This window comes from Vibrio sp. 10N.247.311.51 (assembly GCF_041467855.1).
GTDB lineage: Bacteria > Pseudomonadota > Gammaproteobacteria > Enterobacterales > Vibrionaceae > Vibrio > Vibrio coralliirubri.
In genome coordinates this window covers 36,382-58,995 of the sequence record NZ_JBFSVK010000021.1, presented here as the reverse complement: position 1 = coordinate 58,995, position 22,614 = coordinate 36,382, and the positions used below count along the sequence as shown (strand labels likewise).

General features: G+C 45.7%; 15 protein-coding genes. 11 read left to right on the top strand and 4 right to left on the bottom strand.

The genetic code is table 11. The features are described 5' to 3' along the window. Positions 1 to 81: 81 nt before the first annotated feature. Positions 82 to 1,371 (top strand): peptidoglycan DD-metalloendopeptidase family protein, encoded by a 1,290-nt coding sequence (locus AB6E85_RS17685; protein ID WP_050645391.1) that lies wholly within the window; start codon positions 82 to 84, stop codon positions 1,369 to 1,371. A gap of 96 nt (positions 1,372 to 1,467) precedes the next feature. Here AB6E85_RS17685 and AB6E85_RS17680 read toward each other — a convergent pair whose 3' ends face one another. The 3 genes from AB6E85_RS17680 to erpA form a co-directional block, all read right to left on the bottom strand. Further along, complete coding sequence (locus AB6E85_RS17680; RefSeq protein WP_372143400.1) at positions 1,468 to 4,557, bottom strand: efflux RND transporter permease subunit; 3,090 nt, start codon at positions 4,555 to 4,557, stop codon at positions 1,468 to 1,470. 10 nt (positions 4,558 to 4,567) lie between these two features. After that, positions 4,568 to 5,692, bottom strand: a complete 1,125-nt coding sequence (locus AB6E85_RS17675) for an efflux RND transporter periplasmic adaptor subunit (RefSeq protein WP_372143398.1) — start codon at positions 5,690 to 5,692, stop codon at positions 4,568 to 4,570. A gap of 363 nt (positions 5,693 to 6,055) precedes the next feature. Beyond that, entirely contained in the window at positions 6,056 to 6,397 is a 342-nt protein-coding gene (gene erpA / locus AB6E85_RS17670; RefSeq protein ID WP_004734539.1) for an iron-sulfur cluster insertion protein ErpA, read from the bottom strand. A gap of 296 nt (positions 6,398 to 6,693) precedes the next feature. Between erpA and hemL the strand changes: the two genes are divergently transcribed. Then, on the top strand, positions 6,694 to 7,989 hold the full coding sequence (gene hemL, locus AB6E85_RS17665; RefSeq protein WP_060982636.1) for a glutamate-1-semialdehyde 2,1-aminomutase: 1,296 nt from the start codon (positions 6,694 to 6,696) through the stop codon (positions 7,987 to 7,989). A 141-nt stretch (positions 7,990 to 8,130) separates the two neighbouring features. Here hemL and AB6E85_RS17660 read toward each other — a convergent pair whose 3' ends face one another. Next, positions 8,131 to 8,256: a hypothetical protein gene (locus AB6E85_RS17660; protein WP_372143396.1), complete on the bottom strand. Its 126-nt coding sequence runs from the start codon at positions 8,254 to 8,256 to the stop codon at positions 8,131 to 8,133. A gap of 76 nt (positions 8,257 to 8,332) precedes the next feature. Here AB6E85_RS17660 and AB6E85_RS17655 point away from each other — a divergent pair, with 76 nt between their 5' ends. The 9 genes from AB6E85_RS17655 (at position 8,333) to AB6E85_RS17615 (ending at position 22,613) form a co-directional block, all read left to right on the top strand. After that, positions 8,333 to 9,418 (top strand): AI-2E family transporter, encoded by a 1,086-nt coding sequence (locus tag AB6E85_RS17655; RefSeq protein WP_017059406.1) that lies wholly within the window; start codon positions 8,333 to 8,335, stop codon positions 9,416 to 9,418. A 110-nt stretch (positions 9,419 to 9,528) separates the two neighbouring features. Then, positions 9,529 to 10,551, top strand: a complete 1,023-nt coding sequence (rsmC, locus tag AB6E85_RS17650) for a 16S rRNA (guanine(1207)-N(2))-methyltransferase RsmC (protein WP_248366676.1) — start codon at positions 9,529 to 9,531, stop codon at positions 10,549 to 10,551. 216 nt (positions 10,552 to 10,767) lie between these two features. Then, positions 10,768 to 14,157, top strand: coding sequence for a response regulator (locus AB6E85_RS17645; RefSeq protein WP_372143394.1), 3,390 nt, complete (start codon positions 10,768 to 10,770; stop codon positions 14,155 to 14,157). Between the two features lie 700 nt (positions 14,158 to 14,857). Beyond that, the gene (locus AB6E85_RS17640) at positions 14,858 to 16,540 is read left to right on the top strand and encodes an ABC transporter substrate-binding protein (RefSeq protein ID WP_017056650.1); all 1,683 of its coding nucleotides are present in this window, start codon (positions 14,858 to 14,860) and stop codon (positions 16,538 to 16,540) included. 169 nt (positions 16,541 to 16,709) lie between these two features. Then, positions 16,710 to 17,696: an ABC transporter permease gene (locus AB6E85_RS17635; protein ID WP_017633262.1), complete on the top strand. Its 987-nt coding sequence runs from the start codon at positions 16,710 to 16,712 to the stop codon at positions 17,694 to 17,696. 2 nt (positions 17,697 to 17,698) lie between these two features. Next, positions 17,699 to 18,724, top strand: coding sequence for an ABC transporter permease (locus tag AB6E85_RS17630; RefSeq protein WP_017056648.1), 1,026 nt, complete (start codon positions 17,699 to 17,701; stop codon positions 18,722 to 18,724). Positions 18,725 to 18,726: 2 nt separating this feature from the next. Beyond that, positions 18,727 to 19,710, top strand: coding sequence for an ABC transporter ATP-binding protein (locus tag AB6E85_RS17625; protein ID WP_048605693.1), 984 nt, complete (start codon positions 18,727 to 18,729; stop codon positions 19,708 to 19,710). A gap of 87 nt (positions 19,711 to 19,797) precedes the next feature. Further along, positions 19,798 to 20,793 (top strand): ABC transporter ATP-binding protein, encoded by a 996-nt coding sequence (locus tag AB6E85_RS17620; protein WP_017059411.1) that lies wholly within the window; start codon positions 19,798 to 19,800, stop codon positions 20,791 to 20,793. A 98-nt stretch (positions 20,794 to 20,891) separates the two neighbouring features. Then, positions 20,892 to 22,613 (top strand): glycoside hydrolase family 9 protein, encoded by a 1,722-nt coding sequence (locus AB6E85_RS17615; RefSeq protein ID WP_372143392.1) that lies wholly within the window; start codon positions 20,892 to 20,894, stop codon positions 22,611 to 22,613. Position 22,614 lies beyond the last annotated feature (1 nt).

Below are 22,614 nucleotides of genomic sequence, written 5' to 3'. Positions count from 1 at the left end.
TACTTGAATAGCGATGTATTTTGAAACCAGTTACACTATTCCGTCGTCGATTTTCATAATATTTACAGAACGAACCGGAACATGTTGTCTATTTTTGCACGCCTTCCTATTTTGCACCGGGCTTTTATCGCATTTTTTAGTGCCATAATTTTCGTCGCGATTTTCTTACTCCCCGACGTCAACAGTTTGCGTGACGATTCGGGCGCTTTAGTTGTGGGAAAACATTACCCACTGACTATCAATGCCTCTGCGCTTATTAGCTCAAGTGATGCTCCACCGACGGCAGTGCTCAATTGGGAGAAATACACCGTTCGCTCTGGCGAAAGCACTTCTGTTTTATTTGAACGTATTGGCCTCTCATACCGCCTGCTGATCACGCTACTCAATACCAATAATGATATTAAGAAGCAGTTGTCTAATCTAAGACCTGGTGATGTCTTGCAGTTCGGCTTTGATGAAAACAACGACCTTATTCAGTTAAAACGACAACTTAGTGCGTTTGAAAGCTTCAAGATCACTAAGTCTGGCGATTCTTTCTCATCAAGTTTCGACAAAAAAGAAGTCGCCTACCAGTACAATTATGCCGAAGCTAATATCACCTCTAATTTCTGGAATGCAGGCGTCAGCGCAGGTTTAACCGCAAACCAAATTATGGAACTGGCGGGCATCTTCGGTTGGGATATCGACTTTGCGTTAGATATTCGCAAGAACGACAGCTTCAAAATCTTATACCAAGAAAAAGTGGTTGAAGGTGAAGTGGTTGGTCGCGGTAAGATCATGGCAGCCGTATTCAAAAACCAAGGCGACTCATTTACCGCGGTATTGGATGATAAAAGCGGCAACTACTTCGATGAAAATGGTCGAGCAATGAAGAAGGCGTTCTTGCGCTCACCGATTGATTTTCGTCGTGTAACATCGAACTTTAATCCTACCAGGAGACACCCAGTAACCGGTAAGGTTCGCGCTCACCGCGGTACTGACTACGCAGCTCCTGTTGGCACGCCTATCTGGGCAGCCGGTGACGGTATTGTTCAGAAGTCGGGTTACAACCAATTCAATGGTAACTACGTGTTTATCCGCCATAGCAACACCTACATAACCAAGTACCTGCACATGAAGCGACGTATGGTGAAAACTGGTCAGCGCGTAAAACAAGGCCAAACCATTGGTACTTTGGGCGGTACAGGCCGTGTGACAGGCCCGCACTTACATTATGAATTCTTGGTTAATGGCGTACATAAAAATGCGCGTACCGTGAAATTGCCTCAATCTAAATCGTTAACGGGCAAAGCAAAAGCAACCTTTATTGCCAACTCAGAGATTCGACTGAATAACCTTGAGCGATACGGCCAGTTGCTAGCGACTAATTAAGCTACTAGCGACCAATTAGGTTAATAGCCATATAAACCAACGAAAAGAGCGCCCGTCAAGGTGCTCTTTTTTATGTTCATCGAACCACTACATCTACTATTTTTCAGTCTTCTTGTCTCGGCCTAGCATTAACAGACATGGTGTCAGTACCAAGGTTAGTACTGTCGCAAAAGCTAAGCCCCCGGCAATTGCCGTAGCGAGTTGTGACCACCACTGCGTACTCGGAGCGCCGAATTCTATCTTTTGATTAATCAGGTCGATGTTCATCTCTAACACCATCGGCATTAAGCCTAAAATGGTGGTGACCGTAGTCAGCATTACAGGTCTTAAACGTTGAACACCGGTTCTTAGAATCGCATCTCGCTTATCCAAGCCTCTTTTGATTAGCTGGTTATAGGTGTCGATCAGCACGATATTGTTGTTCACCACGATACCTGCCAGTGCAATCACTCCAATACCAGACATCACGATGCCAAACGGGCGCTGGAAGATTAGCAGACCAACAAACACACCAACCGTTGAGAACAACACCGCACTCAGAATCAGGAATGCTTGATAGAAACTATTAAACTGAGTAATCAGAATCAACGCCATTACCGCCAAAGCAACCAAGAAAGCACTTTGTAAGAAGGCTGACGAGTTTTCTTGTTCTTCGTTTTGACCGCGGATACGAAATTCTACACTACTCGGTAGCCCCAGCTCACTCAACGCTTGCTCAATCTTTGGTAATTCAAGGGCAAGGTTATAACCCTCTTCCATATCAGCCATGATGTTCACCACACGCTTACCATCGAGGCGTTTAATCGTATCTTGCTTATGGTCGGGAACAATCTGAGCAAAATTGGTGATCGGCACCAAGCCCGCAGGTGTTTTGACTCTCAGCTGGTCGAAGCGTCCGATATCCCTTTTATCATTCGGGTAACGCACCAAGATATCGACCTCTTCTGAAGAGTCATCGGGCAGATAATCACCAATCTTGAGACCATTAGTCACGAATTGAACGGTATTACCCACCAAGGTCGCATCAGCTGCAAAACGCGCAGCATCGTCGCGGCGAATATCCACCTTCCAATCGATGCCGTCTTTACTCGCGGTATCACTGATATTGGTCAGTGCCTGATTGCCATCCGCCCAATCTCTCACAATTTTTGCAGCCTGATTAAGTTGCTCTGGCGTTCTTGCCGACAGCTCAATCACTAAGTCATTTTCAACCGGAGGCCCAGCATCAGGGAACTTATATTCAATCTCAACACCAGCGTATTGATCGGTTTGTACCTTCAATTCATCAATGATCGCTTTAACGCTGCGGCGGTATTGCCAGTCAACCGGCGTAATTGAGATCAAACCAATCTGGTCGTCACCACCCGTTCGCGTGTAAACGGTATCGAACTCATCATGATTGAGCATCATCAGTTCAATATCGCGCATAATGCCATCCTTTTCTTGGATAGACAGATCACCATGAGAACGAACTTTGACGTTAAAGAATGGCGGATCAACCTCAGGAAAGAACTCTGCTCCAAGACCGGCTTTGGAGTAAGTAAAGCCAACCGCAACCGCGAGTAATATCGCACTGAAGAGGATCTTAAATGGGTGTTTAATCGCAATCGAAAGCGTGTGGTAGTAAGCCTTGGTTAAACCAGTAGCCTGTGAGAAATCACCGTTGTGCAGTGCGACCATTCGAGCTTGGCTCTGAGACGATACGTATTGCGGTTTGCCAATCAAACCTCCCAGCACGGGCACAAACAACAGCGCCATAATTAACGAAGCAGTTAATGTCGCGATCAGAGTTAGTGGTAAGAACTTCATGAATTCGCCCGTCACATCCGGCCAAAACAGTAACGGGGCAAATGCGGCTAAGGTTGTGGCTGTGGATGCGGTTATTGGCCACGCCATCCGTTTCGCAGCATCTCGGTAAGCGGCTTTGCGCCCTTCCCCCTCTTGCATTCGCCTGTCGGCAAATTCGGTCACCACAATCGCACCGTCTACTAGCATCCCCACCGCCATAATCAGCGAAAACAGCACCACGATGTTAACGGTTAAACCGAATACAGACAGAACCAATAACCCCGTCAGGAATGAACCAGGAATGGAGATACCCACCAATAATGCAGTACGCACACCAAGAATAGCGATGATCACGATCACCACCAAAATGATGGCGGATAGAATATTGTTTTGCAGATCATTAAGCATGATCTTCACATCTTTAGATTCATCCCAGGTGTATTTGACCAACAGGTTATTTGGCCATTCCGCTAGGTGCTGAGCGCCTGCCATTACTGCTTTGACTAGCTCAACCGTTTCGATGATGTTTTCGCCTGCACGCTTCTTGATATCCAACACCACCGCAGATTTGCCATCTAAACGAGCAAAACTTTCAGGATCTCGAAACGCTCGACGAACCGTGGCGACATCACCAAAAGTGACTACCTGTTTACCATCCACTTTGATTGGCAACTCAAGCACGTCTTTTAAGGAGTTAAACACTGAAGGGACTTTGACAGAGAAACGCCCATACCCCGTATCAACAAAGCCAGCGGCAACCACTCGATTGTTCAGAGCGATCAGGTTATAGATATCCGCTTGATCTAAGCTGTAGCTCTCCATCAATAACGGATCGACAATGATCTCGACGATGTCCTCGCGATCGCCTGCAATATCGACTTCAAGGATTTGGCGATAGCTTTCGAGTTTATCTCCGAGCTCTCGAGCGATTTGTACTATGGTGCGCTCAGGAACGGTACCGAATAGCACAACAGACAGAACAGGCTGCTCAGAAGCCAGCGTCACTTCATTTACGGTCGGCTCATCACTGTCTTCTGGCAATTTGGGCTTAGCCAGATCAACGGCATCACGCACATCGGCCATCGCTTTGGTGAGATCGACTCCGACATTAAACTCCAACACAACAGAGGCGTGGCCTTCTGCTGCGGTTGCTGTCATCTCTTTTACGCCTTCAATCGACCTCAGCTCTTGCTCTATCGGCCTAACCAATAAGCGTTCGGCATCGGTTGGCGAAATACCTTGGTGCCCAACAGAGACATAGATAATAGGGATGGTAATATCTGGGCTCGATTCTTTGGGGATCGTGATATAGGTGACGACACCGGCTACAAGGATCAACGCCAAAAGGGAAAGCATTGTTCGAGCACGAGACAAAGCTGCATCAATAATTGAATACATCGGCAATCTCCTACTCTGCGGTTACATTTGAGGGTTCAGCACCCTGCTCAACAGCAATCACAGAATCACCATCACGCACAAAGCCTTGGCCTACGGTGATGATGTCGACGCGTTGACCCAGTCCAGTGAGCCACACTCCATCTTGTTCGGCCTTTACTAGCTGAATGCCTACAAACTTCACCGCTGGTGAGACATCGACTGAAACCAAAGTTTTGACCCCGAGGTTACCCGCTTCATCCAATGCCAGCATCGCCGGTGTTATCTTGATTGCGTCTCTTGTTTCTAGGTTGAGTTTTACTTCGGCACTGACACCTGCAGGTAATAGGCCTTTGGAATTATCAATTTCAATCTCGATTGGGAAAGTATTGGTAGAGGCCGAAGAGATTCGAGAAACATAACGCAAGCGGCCTTCCGCTTCTTCTCTTCCCAACAAGCGAACCAAAGCGGACTGATTAACTAACAAATGCTGGATATGACGTTCACTGACATCGGCTTCGATGACCAGAGGATCGAGATCAATCACGCCCGCGACCGGATCGCCAACCCCAACAAAGTCACCAAGCTCAACCATTAAGTCTTGAACCACACCCGAAAAAGGCGAAGTAATGACAGTATTCTTTAAAGCCAATTCCGCATTGCGCATCATGGCTTTTGCTTCTGTTAATGAAGCCTCTGCTGTGGTGTAGGCGATTTCGCCTTGCAGTCCTCTTTTCTTCAGTGACTGCGCCGCTTTAAACTCTTTCTGCTTCAAGCGATATAAAGCCGAGGCTCGCTCTAGTTGAATCTCTAAATCACCCTTATCTATCTGGGCAATGGCTTGTCCAGCTTTAACCATATCCCCCTTAACAACGTTCAATCTGACAATCTTGCCCGCGACTTCTGCACCTAGACGAGCATGCCGATCGGGCGCCGTTCTTCCATAGAGATCAATCGTTTTAAAGGTCGGTGATGAGGTGAATGTTTGAAAGGAAACCTTAGCCAACGGAATTTCTGTCGCCTTTTTTTCAGGTGACTCTTCTGCTTGCCCTACGCCTAAACCAAGCCAGATCGACAACAACACGACTAGAGTCAGAGAAACCAGCCACGGCTGCTTCAATTTCTGAAAAAGTGGTGAGTTAGAAAATAGAGTGGGCATAACAAATCCTTTTGTCCGATGTAATTCAGGCGCGCTAGTTGGCTTAATAGCGTGATGTGCAACTTCCTTATGCACAAAGGTAACCTTAACAGACCAATCCTCAACGAAGTTGGACGCTATCGACAGTTTAAAAAATATGCCGTGTACTAAAAATGACAAAATAGAAGGTTGGAATGGTTTTAAAAGCAATAACTTAATATGTCTTAGCAATTTTGAGGCTGCGTGAAAAACAAGAGCCTTGCTAAGAAAGGAGCGTTGTTATGAAGAGAAATTTGGGGATATAAAAACAAAAACGCCGAACATAAGTTCGGCGTTTGAAATATTTCTAATGCAGCTTTGAGCTCAAGCTATTTTCAACTCATGCTATACGCTGAATGATGCACCACAACCACATGTTGTTGTCGCGTTCGGGTTGTTCACAAAGAAACGAGCGCCTTCTAGGCCTTCTGTGTAATCAACCATGCCGCCCATTAAGTACTGTAGGCTCATTGGATCAACAACCAGCGTTACACCGCTGTTTACAATCGTAGTGTCGCCATCATTTACTTTTTCATCAAATGTGAAGCCGTATTGGAAACCGCTACAACCACCACCTGTAATGTACACACGTAGTTTTAGTTCTGGATTTTCTTCTTCAGCAATTAGCGTTTGTACGCGGGTAGCTGCTGCATCAGAAAAAGACAATGGGATATTTACTTCGCTCACGACAACCTCTCTTACCTGTGTCAAAAACAACATGATACAAATCTAATTCGAGACCATAGTTGTTGAGTATTTTCTTATATTCCGGTGATTATCTAATACCTGACTGAAACGTTCAAGTATTCACCACAGGATCGGTCCTTTTACTGCTGTAAACTCACCAATATCTAACAATTAAAACGTGTAACCACACAAAACAACCAGATTCGGGTGATTATCTGGGCGAAAGCATTCCTAGTTGGATTAGGGATAGGTACAATGCGTGCCAATTGGTCCGACAGTCAAAAGAGGATATATCAATGACCAAATCAGCAGAGCTGTACGAAAAAGCACAGCAAACTATTCCTGGTGGCGTAAACTCTCCAGTTCGTGCATTCAATGGCGTAGGTGGTTCTCCAATCTTCGTTGAACGCGCTGATGGCCCACTTATTTTTGATGCTGATGGTAAAGCGTATATCGATTACGTTGGCTCTTGGGGTCCAATGATCCTTGGTCACAACCACGCGGTTATTCGTGACGCTGTTATTGCAGCAGCTCAACGCGGCCTTAGCTTCGGTGCTCCAACCGAAACTGAAATCAAAATGGCTGAACTGGTGTCTGAGATGGTTCCCTCAATGGAACAGCTACGTATGGTGAGCTCAGGTACAGAAGCAACAATGAGTGCGATTCGTCTTGCTCGTGGCTTCACTGGTCGTGACAAAATTCTTAAGTTTGAAGGCTGCTACCACGGCCACGCAGACAGCCTACTTGTGAAAGCAGGTTCTGGTGCGCTAACTCTAGGTCAACCTAGCTCTCCAGGCGTTCCAGCTGATTTTGCTAAGCACACGCTTACAGCAACCTTCAACAACCTAGATTCAGTGCGTGAGCTATTCGCAGCGAACAAAGGCGAGATCTCGTGCATCATCGTTGAACCAGTTGCGGGCAACATGAACTGTATCCCACCAGTAGAAGGCTTCCACGAAGGTCTACGTGAAATCTGTGACCAAGAAGGTGCATTGCTAATCTTTGATGAAGTAATGACAGGTTTCCGCGTTGCTGAAGGCTGTGCGCAGGCTTACTACAACATCAAGCCAGACCTAACGTGTCTTGGTAAAGTTATCGGCGGCGGTATGCCTGTCGGTGCTTTTGGTGGTCGTAAAGAAGTGATGCAATACATCGCACCAACTGGCCCAGTTTACCAAGCAGGTACGCTTTCAGGTAACCCTGTTGCAATGGCTGCTGGCTACGCATGTTTGAACCTTCTACGTGAAGAAGGCAACGAAAAGCGTCTAGCTTCAAAAACTAAGCAGCTAGCGAATGGCTTCAAGCAGCTTGCTGACAAGCACGGTATCCCGATGCTAGTACACCAAGTGGGTGGTATGTTTGGTTTCTTCTTCACAGACCAAGAAACCGTGACGTGCTACGAAGATGTAACTAAGTGTGATGTAGAACGCTTCAAGCGCTTCTTCCACCTAATGCTGGATCACGGTGTTTACCTTGCACCTTCAGCATTCGAAGCAAGCTTTACTTCTCTTGCTCATGGTTCAAAAGAACTTGATGCAACACTAGAAGCTGCTGACCGCTCTCTTGCGATCATTGCTGCTGAAAGCAAATAATCGAAAGCACTTTATAAGTCGCTAACCGATTGAATTTAGGGCTGCATTAAATGCAGCCCTTTTTTATATATTGCGCTCACCAGCCACAAATATGACAGCTTATTTAGCCGTTAATTGAGGCTAAAACTGAACCAAAAGCGACTAACGTTCCCAGAAAAGAAAAACCAACAGCATCAAGGTACCAAGGAACATTCTGAACCAAGGGATCTCTTTTTTTGCTTGCTGTTCATCGTCTTGGCATTTCTTATCTTTATTACAGCATCCCATTATCAAAACTCCTCATTGCTAACTCTCTGTTTTGCAGCCATTATAAACTCAGAACGCAAATATAGAGACCATTACCGTGTCAGAAAAACTCAAAATCAATTCCAGCCACTGGGTGATCATCATTGCCCTACTCGCGGCGGCTTATGCTTGTTACCTGCTTATTGAGCCATACGTTAACTCTATCGTGATGGCCTTTATCATTTCACTATTGATGTTCCCAATCCATGAGTGGCTTGAAAAAAAGCTCCCTAATAAAGAAAACATCGTCTCTCTGCTGTCTTGTATCATACTGACCTTCATTATTGTTATCCCTTTATTGGCAGTATTCGCAGCAATTGTCCAGCAAGGCTCTCTATTCTCTCAGAACACTTACCAATGGGTGACACACGGCGGCATTCAAACTCTGTTTGCTCATCCGTTAGTGGTCAAAGCGCTGTCGTTTGTGAATAACTACCTGCCTTTCGACAACATTGAGCCCCAAGCCATCGCACAAAAAGTCGGTGAGTTTGCGACAAGCTTTGGTTCTAAGCTAGTTGGTATCAGTGCCAAAATCTTAGGTGATGCGACCAATTTCTTGATGGATTTCTTCTTGATGCTGTTCGTTTTGTTCTTCTTATTAAGAGATCATGACAAAATCATCAGTGTGGTTCGTCATATTCTGCCGCTGTCTCGTAGCCAAGAAGACAAACTTCTAACAGAGATAGAGCAAGTATCTAAATCAGCAGTAATGGGCTCATTCTTAACCGCAATCGCGCAAGGTTTTGCCGGCGGTTTAGGTATGTGGATTGCTGGTTTCCCAGGTCTATTCTGGGGCACCATGATGGGCTTTGCCTCTTTCATCCCAGTTGTGGGTACCGCATTAATCTGGATCCCAGCTGCAACCTACTTGTTCCTAACGGGTGATACCACGTGGGCGATTTTCCTAACGGTTTACTGTGTAGCGATTGTTGGTTCAATTGATAACCTGCTACGTCCGCTGCTGATGCAAGGCAGTGCAGGCATGAATACCCTAATGATCTTCTTCTCACTCTTGGGCGGTATTCAACTGTTTGGCCTAATTGGTCTTATCTACGGCCCACTGATTTTTGCGATTACCATTGTCCTATTCAACATCTACGATGAAGAGTTTAAGGACTTTTTAAACCAGCAAGACAAGAGTTAATCAGCGGTTCGACAACTTGGTTGCCGAACGAGTATTAAACACTTCAAGCTTTGGGCGGATTATGCGAAAATCCGCCCTCATTTTTTGCTAACGATTCAACAGAGTGTCCTATGTCAGCTTATATTGCCCCAAGCCAGATTGCTCAACGCCAACTCGCCTACTTTGAAGGCAAACATGTTTTAGTTGCCGGTGAGGCAGAAGACTTGTTCCCTGTTGAGTTAGCGAAGCATTGTGAATCTGTCTCTGTGTTTACTTCTAATTACAGCTACTACCGTCAATTAGAAGGCTGCAACACCATCCAACGTTTTTATGGTGCGGAGTTTACCGAAGAGACCAAAGCCGACTTAGTGATGCTGTACTGGCCAAAAGCCAAAGCGGAAGCAGAGTTTTTGTTGGCGATGCTATTTGCCAAGCTAGGCAAAGATACCGAGATCGTCGTGGTTGGTGAAAACCGTTCAGGCGTGAAAAGCATCGAGAAGATGTTTGCTCCTTACGGCAAAGTTGTTAAATACGATTCAGCGCGTCGTTGCTCTTTCTACTGGGGTCAATGCTTCGAGCAGCCACAAGCATTTAACCTACAAGACTGGTTTAAGACCTACACGGTTAACATTGATGAACAACCTCTGACGGTAAAAAGCCTTCCTGGCGTCTTCAGTCACGGTCAATTCGATGTTGGTAGCCAACTGCTGCTGGATACTCTGCCAAAACTAAAAGGCAAGGTACTGGATTTTGGTTGTGGTGCAGGCGTGCTGGGCGCGGTAATGGCATCTCGTAACCCTGATATCGAGCTAGAAATGTGCGACATCAGTGCGTTTGCCGTGGCATCAAGCCAAGCAACGCTAGAAGCGAATGGTTTATCGGGTAAAGTCTTCGCATCCGATGTCTATTCTAATACTGCAGAAGACTATCAGTTCATCATCAGTAACCCGCCATTCCATTCAGGTTTAGATACTAGCTACAGCGCGACTGAGACCTTACTTGCTCAGGCTCCAAAGCATTTGAAGCGTTCTGGAGAGATGATTATTGTTGCGAATAGTTTCTTAAAATACATTCCAATTATTGAACAAGCGTTTGGAAAATGCGCGACTCTAAATAAGACTACTAAATTCGCGATCTATCACGCAAACAAATAACCTCTCTAGCACAGCGCAGGGTCATTATCTGCGCTGTCTGTTCATATTTTTGTCAAAACTCTATAAAAATGAGCTTTTGCACACGCTTTAAATACCACTTACTTGTCAAAGTAAAAAAACTCGTTAATTTCGTTAAATTGGAACCCGTTAATTCTATTCTCTGTACTTGTTTTCGCCCCTTTTAGCAGTACATCAAAGGAAAGTAGTACCCAATTTATGTTTAGATTCTATCGTAAGCAGAAGTTTAAGCGCCTTCAAAATACCCTAATGCTGGCATTTCTTGTCCTCAGTATTACCCCAGTGACACTTATCGCGATATTTTTCCTCCAATCGCACAGTCAGGATCTCCAGGAACAAAGCACCTCACACCTTGTTTCGGTTCGTGATACTAAGCAGCAGCAAATTGTCGATTACCTACAAGCTCAAGAATCCCAAGTGATGGGCTTTGTTCGCTCAGAATTGGCCAATGCCAGTGGCGGGCGATTTTATGGTTTGATCAATGCATTCCAACGATTGGGGTTAGATATTCACGAGGCACGCAGTAATGCGCAGCAACGCTACATTCAAGGCTCTGGCGATCAAATCAAAACGTCGATTCTTCCAGAGTCCAGCAGCTTTATTGGCAGCGAACGTTATCGCTTACTGCACAAGCGCTACCATAATGCTTACCTAGAACTGCTTAAACGCTCTGATTTTGACGATATTCTCTTAGTTGATATCAACGGTAACGTCGCTTATTCCGTCTTTAAAAATGACGATTACGGAACCAATTTACTGACTGGAAAATACAAGGATTCCAACCTAGGGATTACCTTTCAACGACTAGCCAAAGACGTAACCGACCGACGTAAATCTAACGAAGATTACACGCCGGTTATCGTTTCTGACTTTAAAGACGAGAACGGCAAGCAGACTGCATGGTTAGGTGCGCCTATTGTCCAACAAGGCTATCTACACAGCTACGCGATGTTTAGGCTGCCAATCAACGGCATTACTAAGCTGATTGCGGATCTCAACAAGAGTTCGAATATTCAAACGCTGCTTGTAGGTGATGATCACCTACCGCGTAGCCTTGCCCATTCACAAGAATCTATCAACTTGAGCCTAGACGTTGTTGATAAAGCATTGGCTGGCGAAACAGCGGTTGGCACCTTCGACAACACCCTAGATCAAGCGATCATCGCAGCATATACACCAATTGAGCTGAAATATGCAACATGGGCTCTTGTCGTAGAGCTGCCAGAAAAAGAGGCGTTTGCTCGTATTCATCAGTTAGAAAAGATCTTCGTGATCGTGATGCTAACGGCGATCATTCTCGTAGTCGTTGCATCGCACTACCTGTCTAACTTCATCACATCCCCACTACTTAAACTGACGTGGGCTGCCGAGAAAGTATCGGCGGGTGATCTCGATGAAACCATGATCAATACCGAACGCAAAGATGAAATCGGCCGCCTCGCGGTGAGCTTCGAAAGAATGCAGCGCTCTATTCGTGAAAAAATGCAACTCATCAAAAGCCAAAACGATGAGCTTGAGGACAACCTTAAGACCATTCAAAAGCAAAACGAAGAGTTGCAACTGGCCAACAAACTCAAAGATGAGTTCTTAGCGACTACTTCACATGAGTTGAGAACACCACTGCATGGCATGGTGGGTATCGCTGAAGCGTTGATATCTGGAGCGAACGGTCCTATTCCGGCTAACCAGAAATATCAGCTGGATATCATCATCAATAGTGGTCAAAGATTGGCGACCTTGGTTGATGATCTGCTTGATTATCACAAGATGCGCTATGGCAGCTTAGACATTAAGAAATCAGCCGTTGATTTATCTGCAGCCACCAGCTTGGTCCTAGAGTTATCTCATCACTTATTGGGCAATAAACCAATCCGTATCATTAACCAAGTCCCAAGTGATTTAGGGCTGGTTTCATCTGACCCTCAACGACTTGAGCAAGTGATGTATAACTTGGTCGGCAATGCTATCAAGTACACCTCGGAAGGTAAAATTGTTATCTCTGCCAGCGTTATCGACGACAACATTCGTGTACAAGTTGTCGATACTGGTCAAGGTATTCCGGCCGAATATCTTGAACACATCTTTGAGCCATTGATTCAAGCAGGCCAAGATGCGAGTAACTACCGCCAAGGTGCCGGACTTGGATTATCTATCAGTCGTCAGCTGATCGAGCTAATGGGCGGTTCACTTTACGTTAGTAGTCAGCCAATGCTTGGCACTACGTTTAGCTTTACCCTGCCCCTAGCGACTCAAGATGAGTTGGACAGTTACAACGAATCCGGTCACTACTCGCACTTCCAAGCGCCTGATTTGATTGATAACAGCCAACAAGAAAACAGTGTTATCAGTGAGAACCCAGATGGCCCGTTACTGGTCATCGCCGATGATGAGCCGGTTAACCTGCGAGTATTAGACAGCTTCTTGAAGTTAGAAGGTTATCGAGTGCGTACTGCATGTGATGGCCCTGAAACCATTGAACTGATTGAAAAAGAGAAGCCAGAGCTGCTTCTACTCGACATCATGATGCCAGGAATGAGCGGCTATCAGGTTTGTGAAGCACTGAGAAAGCAATACGATCATGCTCAATTGCCAATCATCATGCTAACAGCCCTCAACCAAGCAGAAGACCGTGTTCGAGGTTTCGAAGCGGGCGCTAATGACTATTTGTCTAAACCGTTCAACAAACAAGAATTAGCGGCTCGAATAACAGCGCATCTATCAGCAAGCAAAGCTGAACAGAGACGCCTTGAAAACGACCAACTGCAACTCGAGCTCAAACATAGAGCGATGGTTGAGGCTAACTTGTTAGAAACTCAAGGGCGCTTATTAGAGCAACTAGAATCGGCACCTGAAGCCATCATCTGTATTCGTGATGACCAACGTATTCGCTTTGCTAACGAAGCGGCGGCGAAGCTATTCAGGCGCGGACAAGAACAACTTAAACGCTCAATGGCCGACGAGATCATTGCGCCTAAGTACCTTAAGGTGGAACAAGCCCACTACTGCGGTGACATTGATATCTATATAGACGACACACGTCAGCGCATACCAAGTGACATCCTTAAGCTGCCTGAAGGCTCAGGGCTCGACACCATGTATATCTTTAATGTAGGTGGTGGTGTTAACTCCAACCGAATCAATAACCTTGAAACGGCGGTTGAGGCTCTTTCTAGCTATGCCTTTGAAGGCGACAAAGACAAGTTACAGCAGCTGAAAGAGCTTGGCGGAGAATTTACTCGTCTTGCTGACAAGGCAACCGGTGAAGGTAAAAACAAGCAAGAGTTAATGCGTGAGGTACTGGTCGATGCGATGACTAATGCCATCATCTACTGGGAATCAGTGACTGGTGAAACCAAGTTTGCTTTCGCCGAAAAGAGTGGCTTGTGGCGCGTCTACTTAGACCGCAGTACACTGCAAACTCGAACGCTAGACAAATACCTACGCGTCGAAACCCTACCGAAAACGCCTCGCTGGCGAACGGTACTGAGCTCAATCGAATTCATACTGGAACACTGTAAAGAACAGACGCCAGAAAGAACCCATATTGAGATGCTAAGGGATAAACTGCAGAAACTACTGACCAGTTAAACCCTGAACCAACATCACCAAATTAGCCCACCTAGCGTGGGCTTTTTTGTACGACTCATAAACACAAAAAGTAGAATCCCAACGCTTGCAACACACTTTTTTTACGTCTTTAAACAAGGAAGAATTCACGCCAATTACGCACAGTGCGTGCTTGTAAGTGTCAGTACTTTTCGTTCTATTCTCAATCATATCTGACCGTTATCTGACTCTTTGTTGCAGTTTGAGAAGCGAGTCACAACAGAACGGCAGATTTAATTTTCTAGGGAAATTTAACGTAAAACTGGCAAGTGACCGAGATCTACAATTATACCAACGTAGGGTAAAGCATTATAATAAAAAGCCTTTAAAGTTAGTGACCACTTACAACTAGCGGTAACCACAAAACCAAATGCGAGTCACATCACCTTAACAATTGCGCACAAAAAACCACCAAAGCAACCTATTTTGACGTTAATGACGTGAGGTTGTGTGTTTTTAACGTTTTTGACGGGAAACGAGTTTGATTAATTCATCGATAAGGTGTTTTCTTACTCCTGCCAAAGGCCTACAGGCCACTCTTACCACTTCTCAGAATCAACGATGAATCTGGAGCAACGAAGAAGAGGTAGGCCTTTAACCAGAGTGTGTATCTACTAAACAATTTAGCGACAGATAACATTCAATCCATTAGTGAAATGAAAGCAAATAGTAAGGAACAGCTATGCTTGCCAATATAAAAAAAACAGCAATAGCAACAGCAATTATTGCAACTGCTACAACAGGTTTTGCATCAGTAGCAACCGCTGCAGAACGCAGTGAACTGACCGTTCACCCGAAAGAGTACACTACATTCGTACGTAACTTTAACCCGTACCTTGGTGCTACTAACCTACATACTACAACTGACTTCATGTATGAGCCGCTAGTAGTATTTAACGAAATGCACGGTAACACTCCAGTGTTCCGTCTAGCTGAAAACTTCAAGATGTCAGATGATCTGATGAGCGTTGTTTTCGACATTCGTAAGGGTGTTAAATGGTCAGACGGAGAAACTTTCTCTGCTGATGATGTTGTTTTTTCTTTCAACCTTGTAAAAGAGAAACCAGAGCTTGACCAATCTGGTATCAACTCTTGGGTAACTTCTGTAGAAAAACTGAACGACAATCAAGTTAAGTTCACACTAACAGAAGCAAACTCAAACGTACCTTACGAGATTGCTAAAGTACCTGTAGTACCTAAGCACATCTGGAAAGACGTTAAAGATCCATCAACGTTTACCAATGAGAACCCGGTAGGTTCTGGTCCATTTACAGAAATCGATACGTTTACAGCGCAACTTTACATCCAGTGTGCAAACCCGAACTACTGGGATGCAGACAACCTAGATGTTGACTGTCTACGTGTTCCACAAATTGCGAACAACGACCAATTCCTAGGTAAAGTTGTAAACAGTGAAATGGACTGGACGTCTTCTTTCGTTCCAGATATCGATCGTACATACGCAGCAGCTAGCCCTAAACACCACTACTGGTACCCGCCAGCAGGTACACAGGCATTCATCGTTAACTTCAAGCACCCTGATGCTGCGAAGCATGAAGCATTGAGCAACGTTGACTTCCGTCGTGCTTTCTCTATGGCTCTTGACCGTCAAACTATCATCGACATCGCATTCTACGGTGGCGGTACTGTGAACGATTTCGCATCGGGTCTTGGCTACGCGTTTGAAGCTTGGTCTGATGAAAAAACTCACGACAAGTACAAAGGCTTCAACACTTACAACGCTGAAGGCGCGAAGAAGCTTCTTGCTGACGCTGGCTTCAAAGATGTAAACAAAGATGGTTTTGTTGACACTCCATCAGGCAAGTCTTTCGAACTAATGATTCAATCGCCAAACGGCTGGACTGACTTCAACAACACAGTTCAACTAGCGGTAGAACAGCTGAACGAAATCGGTATTAAAGCGAAAGCTCGTACACCTGACTTCTCTGTTTACAACCAAGCAATGCTTGAAGGTACATACGACGTAGCATACACAAACTACTTCCACGGTGCGGATCCATACACGTACTGGAACAGTGCTTACAACTCATCACTACAATCTGGTGATGGTATGCCTCGTTTCGCAATGCACTTCTACAAAAACGACAAGCTAGATGGTCTTCTAAACAGCTTCTACAAAACAGCTGATAAGAACGAGCAGCTAGACATTGCACACGGTATCCAGCAAATCATCGCTGCAGACCAAGTGACAATCCCTGTGATGTCTGGTGCTTACATGTACCAATACAACACAACTCGCTTCACTGGTTGGTGGAACGAAGAAAATCCAAAAGGCCGTCCAAACATTTGGGCTGGTATTCCAGAGCGTCTACTTCATGTACTGGACCTAAAACCAGTTAAATAAGTAATCGTTCAATCCTTGCGGCGTAACCTCTTACGCCGCTTATAAAAATCCCCACACTCTCAATTGAAAGTATGGCGCTAGTCGTCAGGGGATTTTTCGTTCCAAATTTCGCTAGGAGCGACCTGAATCCAGAAACAGGGAAACAATCTGGGTGAGTAAGGTGTGAGTTATGGGTTATTTTTTAAGACGTTTGTCATTTTATTTTGTCGCGCTATTAGTTGCTGCGACGTTAAACTTTATTATTCCAAGAGCAATGCCTGGTGACCCAGTTACCATGATGTTTGCGAACGCTTCTGTACAAGTTACTCCAGAGCGTATTGCTGCAATGAAAGAACTATTAGGCTTCGTTGATGGCGGTCTACTGGTTCAATACGTAGCGTACATGAAGAACATTCTTAGCTGGGAACTTGGTACATCAATTCAATTCTACCCACTTTCTGTAAACACACTGTTGGGTGGAGCATTCGGTTGGTCGCTTTTCTTAGCCGGCACCGCAGTTATTCTTTCTTTCTCGATTGGTTCAATCCTAGGTATTTTCGCAGCGTGGAAACGCGGCAGTAAGTACGATGCCTTCGTAACGCCAGGGATGCTGATTCTACAAGCCGTTCCTCAAGTTGTTATCGCAATGATTGCACTATTTACCTTTGCAATTGGCTTGAAGTGGTTCCCAACAGGTTACGCCTACACCGCAGGTACTATGCCTGACTGGACAAGCTGGGCATTCATTAAAGATGTCGCTTACCACGCCTTCTTACCACTGTTCTGTGCTTCTGTTGTTCAAATTGGTGGCTTCCTAGTAAACATGCGTAACAACATGATCAACCTACTAGCCGAAGACTACATCACCATGGCGAAAGGCAAAGGCCTGAGCGAAAACCGAGTGGTATTCAACTACGCAGCTCGTAACGCGATGCTACCTAGTGTGACAGCCCTTTCAATGTCGCTAGGTATGGCAATCGGTGGTCAGTTAATTATCGAAATCATCTTTAACTACCCAGGTCTTGGCAGCGTACTTTTCAACGCAATTAACGCTCGTGACTACCAAGTACTGCAAGGTCAGCTGCTTATCATGACGCTATTCATGCTGTTCTTTAACCTAGTTGCAGACATGCTTTACGTTGTTCTTGACCCTCGTCTTCGTAAGGGTGGTAAATAATCATGAAAGACTTTCTAAAACTCATTTGGCGTAACCCGATGGCTCTAACAGGCGTCATCATCCTAAGTATCTTTATTCTTGGCGCGATTGCAGCTCCATTGATCACTAAACATGTACCAGACAAACGTACAGGTAACCCACACGAATACCCTGGTTTCGTAGTGAAGTCTGCACAAACTAACCCTGATGGCTGGGTTGCTCAAAACCTAGCAGACGACCGTCGTACACTGATCATGTCTAAAAAGGCAGACCACGTACTAGGTACAACTCGTATGGGTCGTGACGTTTGGTCTCAAGTGGTATACGGCGCACGCGTATCTCTTGCTGTAGGTTTTGGTGCGGGTTTAACCGTATGTTTACTCGCAACTGTTATTGGTGTTTCTGCAGGTTACTTCGGTGGCCGTGTCGATGACGTACTAACAGCCGCAATGAACATCATGCTGGTAATCCCTCAATACCCATTACTGTTCGTAGTAGCAGCCTTTATCGGTGAGGCAGGGCCACTCACCATAACCTTGGTTATCGGCTTTATGTCCTGGGCTTGGGGCGCCCGTGTTGTTCGCTCCCAGACCTTAGCACTGCGTGAAAAAGAGTTTGTAAAAGCCGCTGAAGTTTTGGGTGAATCTTCATTCCGTATCATCTTCGTAGAGATTCTGCCAAACCTTATCTCTATCGTTGGCGCAAGCTTCATCGGTTCGGTGATGTACGCAATCATGATGGAAGCAACCATCTCGTTCCTAGGTCTTGGTGACCCGAACACAATCAGCTGGGGCATCATGCTTTACAACGTTCAAACCTCTTCATCAATGCTGATTGGCGCTTGGTGGGAACTGTTGGCTCCTTGTATCGCACTGACACTACTTGTAACTGGCCTTGCTCTACTTAACTTCGCTGTCGATGAAATTGCTAACCCGCAACTGCGTTCTCACAAAGGCATGAAGCGTTGGAAGAAACTAGCAGCTCAAGACAAAGAAGAACGTGAACCAGAACTACCACCACAAAATGCACTTTGGAGCGGAGATAAATAATCATGTCTGAACCACTAATTTCTATCCGCAACTTATGCGTGGATTACATCACAGAGTCAGGCGATGTTCGTGCGTGTAACAACGTAAGTTTCGACATCGCTCCAGGTGAAGTATTCGGCCTAGCTGGTGAATCTGGCTGTGGTAAATCAACGGTCGCTTTCTCCCTTATGCGTCTTCATAAGCCGCCCGCTTACATCAGTGGTGGTGAGGTTATCTTCAACGGTGAGAACATCCTTGAATACAGTGATGACCGTATGCAGTCGTTCCGTTGGAGTGAGATGTCGATGGTATTCCAGAGCGCGATGAACGCACTCAACCCAGTACTACCGATGGAAGAGCAGTTCTGTGACGTAATTATGCGTCACACCAACATGACTCGTGAGCAAGCTAAACAACGTGCTGAAGGTCTACTTGAAATCGTCGATATTCACCCGAGCCGATTGAGTGACTACCCTCACCAATTCTCTGGCGGCATGCGTCAGCGCTTGGTTATTGCTATCGCGTTAGCACTGAATCCAAAGCTGATCATTATGGATGAGCCGACAACCGCACTTGATGTGGTTGTGCAACGCGAAATCCTACAAAAGATCTATGCACTGAAAGAAGAGTTTGGCTTCTCGATTCTGTTCATCACCCATGACTTGTCATTGATGGTCGAGTTCTCTGACCGCATCGGCATCATGTACTCAGGTGAGCTAATCGAGGTGGCTAACTCTCAAGATATTCTAGAAAACCCTTACCACCCTTACACCAAAGGGCTGGGAAGTTCTTTCCCTCCACTGACAGGGCCAAAGACAAAGTTAGCAGGTATTCCGGGTAACCCTCTGAACCTGTTAGAGATCCCTGAAGGGTGTCGTTTCCAAGCTCGTTGTGACCGTGTACATGAAACGTGTACCAAGGTGCCAACCAAGCTGCGTTCTATCGACCCGGGACATTTGTCTAACTGTCACCTGTACGGTGACCCAATAGTACAAAGGAAGCTATAGCTTGCACGCTGACTCAGCGTGAATAACGAACAAGGCGGCTCGACCGCCTAAAAACAAGCAAAGCGAATAAGGATTCTGGAGACAATTATGAGCAAAGATTTCGGTCAATTATTGGTAGAAGGCAAGAATGTCGTAAAAGACTTCCCAATAAGCAGTACCACCATTCAAACCCCAATGATGCGTGCGATTAACGACGTGTCATTCAAGATGTACAAAAGCCGCGGCCTAGCAGTGGTTGGTGAGTCTGGTTCAGGCAAATCAACAACCGCAAAAATGATCGCCAAAATGTACGCACCTTCAGGCGGCACGATCGAATACAAAGGTCGTGATATCCAAGAGATCTCAAGCAGAAAAGATCTTATGCACTACCGTGAAGGCGTGCAGATGGTATGGCAAGACCCGTTTGGTTCATTGAACCCAACGCACAATATCTTCCACCACATTGCTCGACCACTGTTGATCCACAAGAAAGTATCTCCGGGCAACAAGAAAGAGCTAGAAGAACGCGTTTACGATCTTTTAGAGCAAGTCGGTCTCATTCCGCCAAAAGAGACGGCGAAAAAGTACCCTCACCAACTGTCTGGTGGTCAGCGTCAACGTGTCAACCTAGCGCGCAACATCGCGGTAGGTGCAGAAGTTGTATTAGCCGATGAACCAACATCAATGCTTGATGTATCGATTCGTGCGGGCGTTTTGAACCTGATGGAAGAGATGAAGTTTGAGAAGCAAATGTCTCTGCTTTACATCACTCACGATATCGCAACCGCTCGTTATATCGCTGAAGATCTTTCAGTGATGTACGTAGGACACATGGTGGAATGGGGCGATACCGATGACGTAATTGCTAACCCTCAGCACCCATACACGCAATTGCTTGTTTCTGCTGTTCCAGATCCTAAGAAATCGATCCACGAACAACTTGCTGGCAATAAAGGGGAGATTCCTCTGTGGACACCAGTATCAGCAGGCTGCCCATTTGCAGGTCGTTGTACTCATGCAATGGATAAGTGTAAAGAGCAGCTACCAGGGGTTACGCAGCTCGCTGATAACCACTTTGTGCGCTGTTACCTACACGAAAGCTAAGCAATAAAACCCAAGTTAGGGTCTGCGGGCCCTAACTATTTATATCCAAAACATTCAAGTACCTAGCCAATAGAAACTAGGACTGTCGGAGAATATTGATGCTGTTATTGACCAACCATATTGGCTATGAGTCCACAGGCCCCAAGCAAGCTATCCTACAAACGAAGAAAGCTCGCCTATCTAGCACAACGGCTCTGCTCGTCTGTGCAGACAACCATATGACTGTCGGAAGTTTTGATGTGGTTAAACAAGGCGGCGTAGCAAATTGGCATCAAGGGCAATTCTTCACTATCGATTTCGGTTCAGTCACTGAATCTGGTCGCTACTATCTACGTTTTGACAACCTGCGTTCAGAAGTATTTGAGATTGGTAGCAACCTATTAATGAACCACACATTCTCTGATGTGCTTCATTACTTTAAGTCACAACGCTGTGGCGGCATTTTCGACAAAAAAGATCGACAAGCACAAATTCTAGGTACCGACCGATACGTCGATGTCCACGGTGGATGGTATGACGCATCAGGTGATGTCAGTAAGTATTTTAGCCACCTGTCTTATGGTAACTACCTAAACCCACAACAAATTCCAATGGTCGTTTGGAACATGCTAAAAAGCGTACGCTTGACTAGCTATAACCCAGACTTCCCAAAATTCTCCATGACTCGTCTAACGGAAGAGGCTCTGTTCGGTGCCGACTTCTTAGTACGTATGCAAGACGCTGACGGATACTTCTATATGACGGTATTCGATAAATGGAGCAAAGATATCAACCAGCGCGATATCTGTGCTTATGCGACTCAAGAAGGTCATAAATCAACGGACTTACAAGCGGGCTACCGACAAGGTGCAGGTGTTGCTATCGCAGCATTAGCCGCCGCTTCTGAGCTTGAAATCTCTGGCAGCTACTCGAGCCACACATACCTTGAAACGGCTGTTAAGGGTTACTGGCACCTAAAAGAGTACAACCTACAGTATCTAAACGATGGTGAAGAGAACATCATCGATGAGTATTGCGCCCTACTCGCAGCCAATGAGCTGTATCGCGTAACTCAAGATCAGCAATACTTAACAGAAGCCCGAACTTGGGCGACTCGTTTAATCTCTCGCCAACATTCAGATGATTCATTTGAGCACTTCTGGTCTGCGAACTCTGATGGTACTCGACCATACTTTCATGCAGCAGAAGCCGGCCTTCCGGTGATTGCACTATGTGAATACATCGACAACGAAACCAATGCTGAACTAAAAGAACAGGCTCGCACAGTTGTTGAACAAGCTTGTCAGTTCGAAATCAACATCACCGACAAAGTCACCAACCCATTCGGCTACCCAAGACAGTACGTTAAATCTGTCGATGGTGATAAACGTGATGCCTTCTTCGTAGCTCAACAGAACGAAACCGGTTACTGGTGGCAAGGCGAGAACGCACGCCTTGGCTCGATCGCAACCATGGCTTACCTAGTTCAACCGCACATTAAAGATAATGACCTTCAGAAGCGTTTAATCCAGCTTTCACAAAATAGCCTTGATTGGATCTTGGGCCTAAACCCATATCACATGTGCATGCTCGATGGTCATGGCCATAACAACCCAGACTACCTGCCTCAGCTTGGTTTCTTCAATGCGAAAGGCGGTATCTGTAATGGCATCACAGCTGGTTTTGAAGATGAGCAAGACATTGCGTTCAATCCACCAGCACAAAAAGATGACATGCTTCAAAACTGGCGCTGGGGTGAACAATGGATCCCTCACGGTGCGTGGTTCCTATTAGCAACCGCTGCACAGTTCAACTTCTTAGCTCAGCGTAAGGAGCAATAAT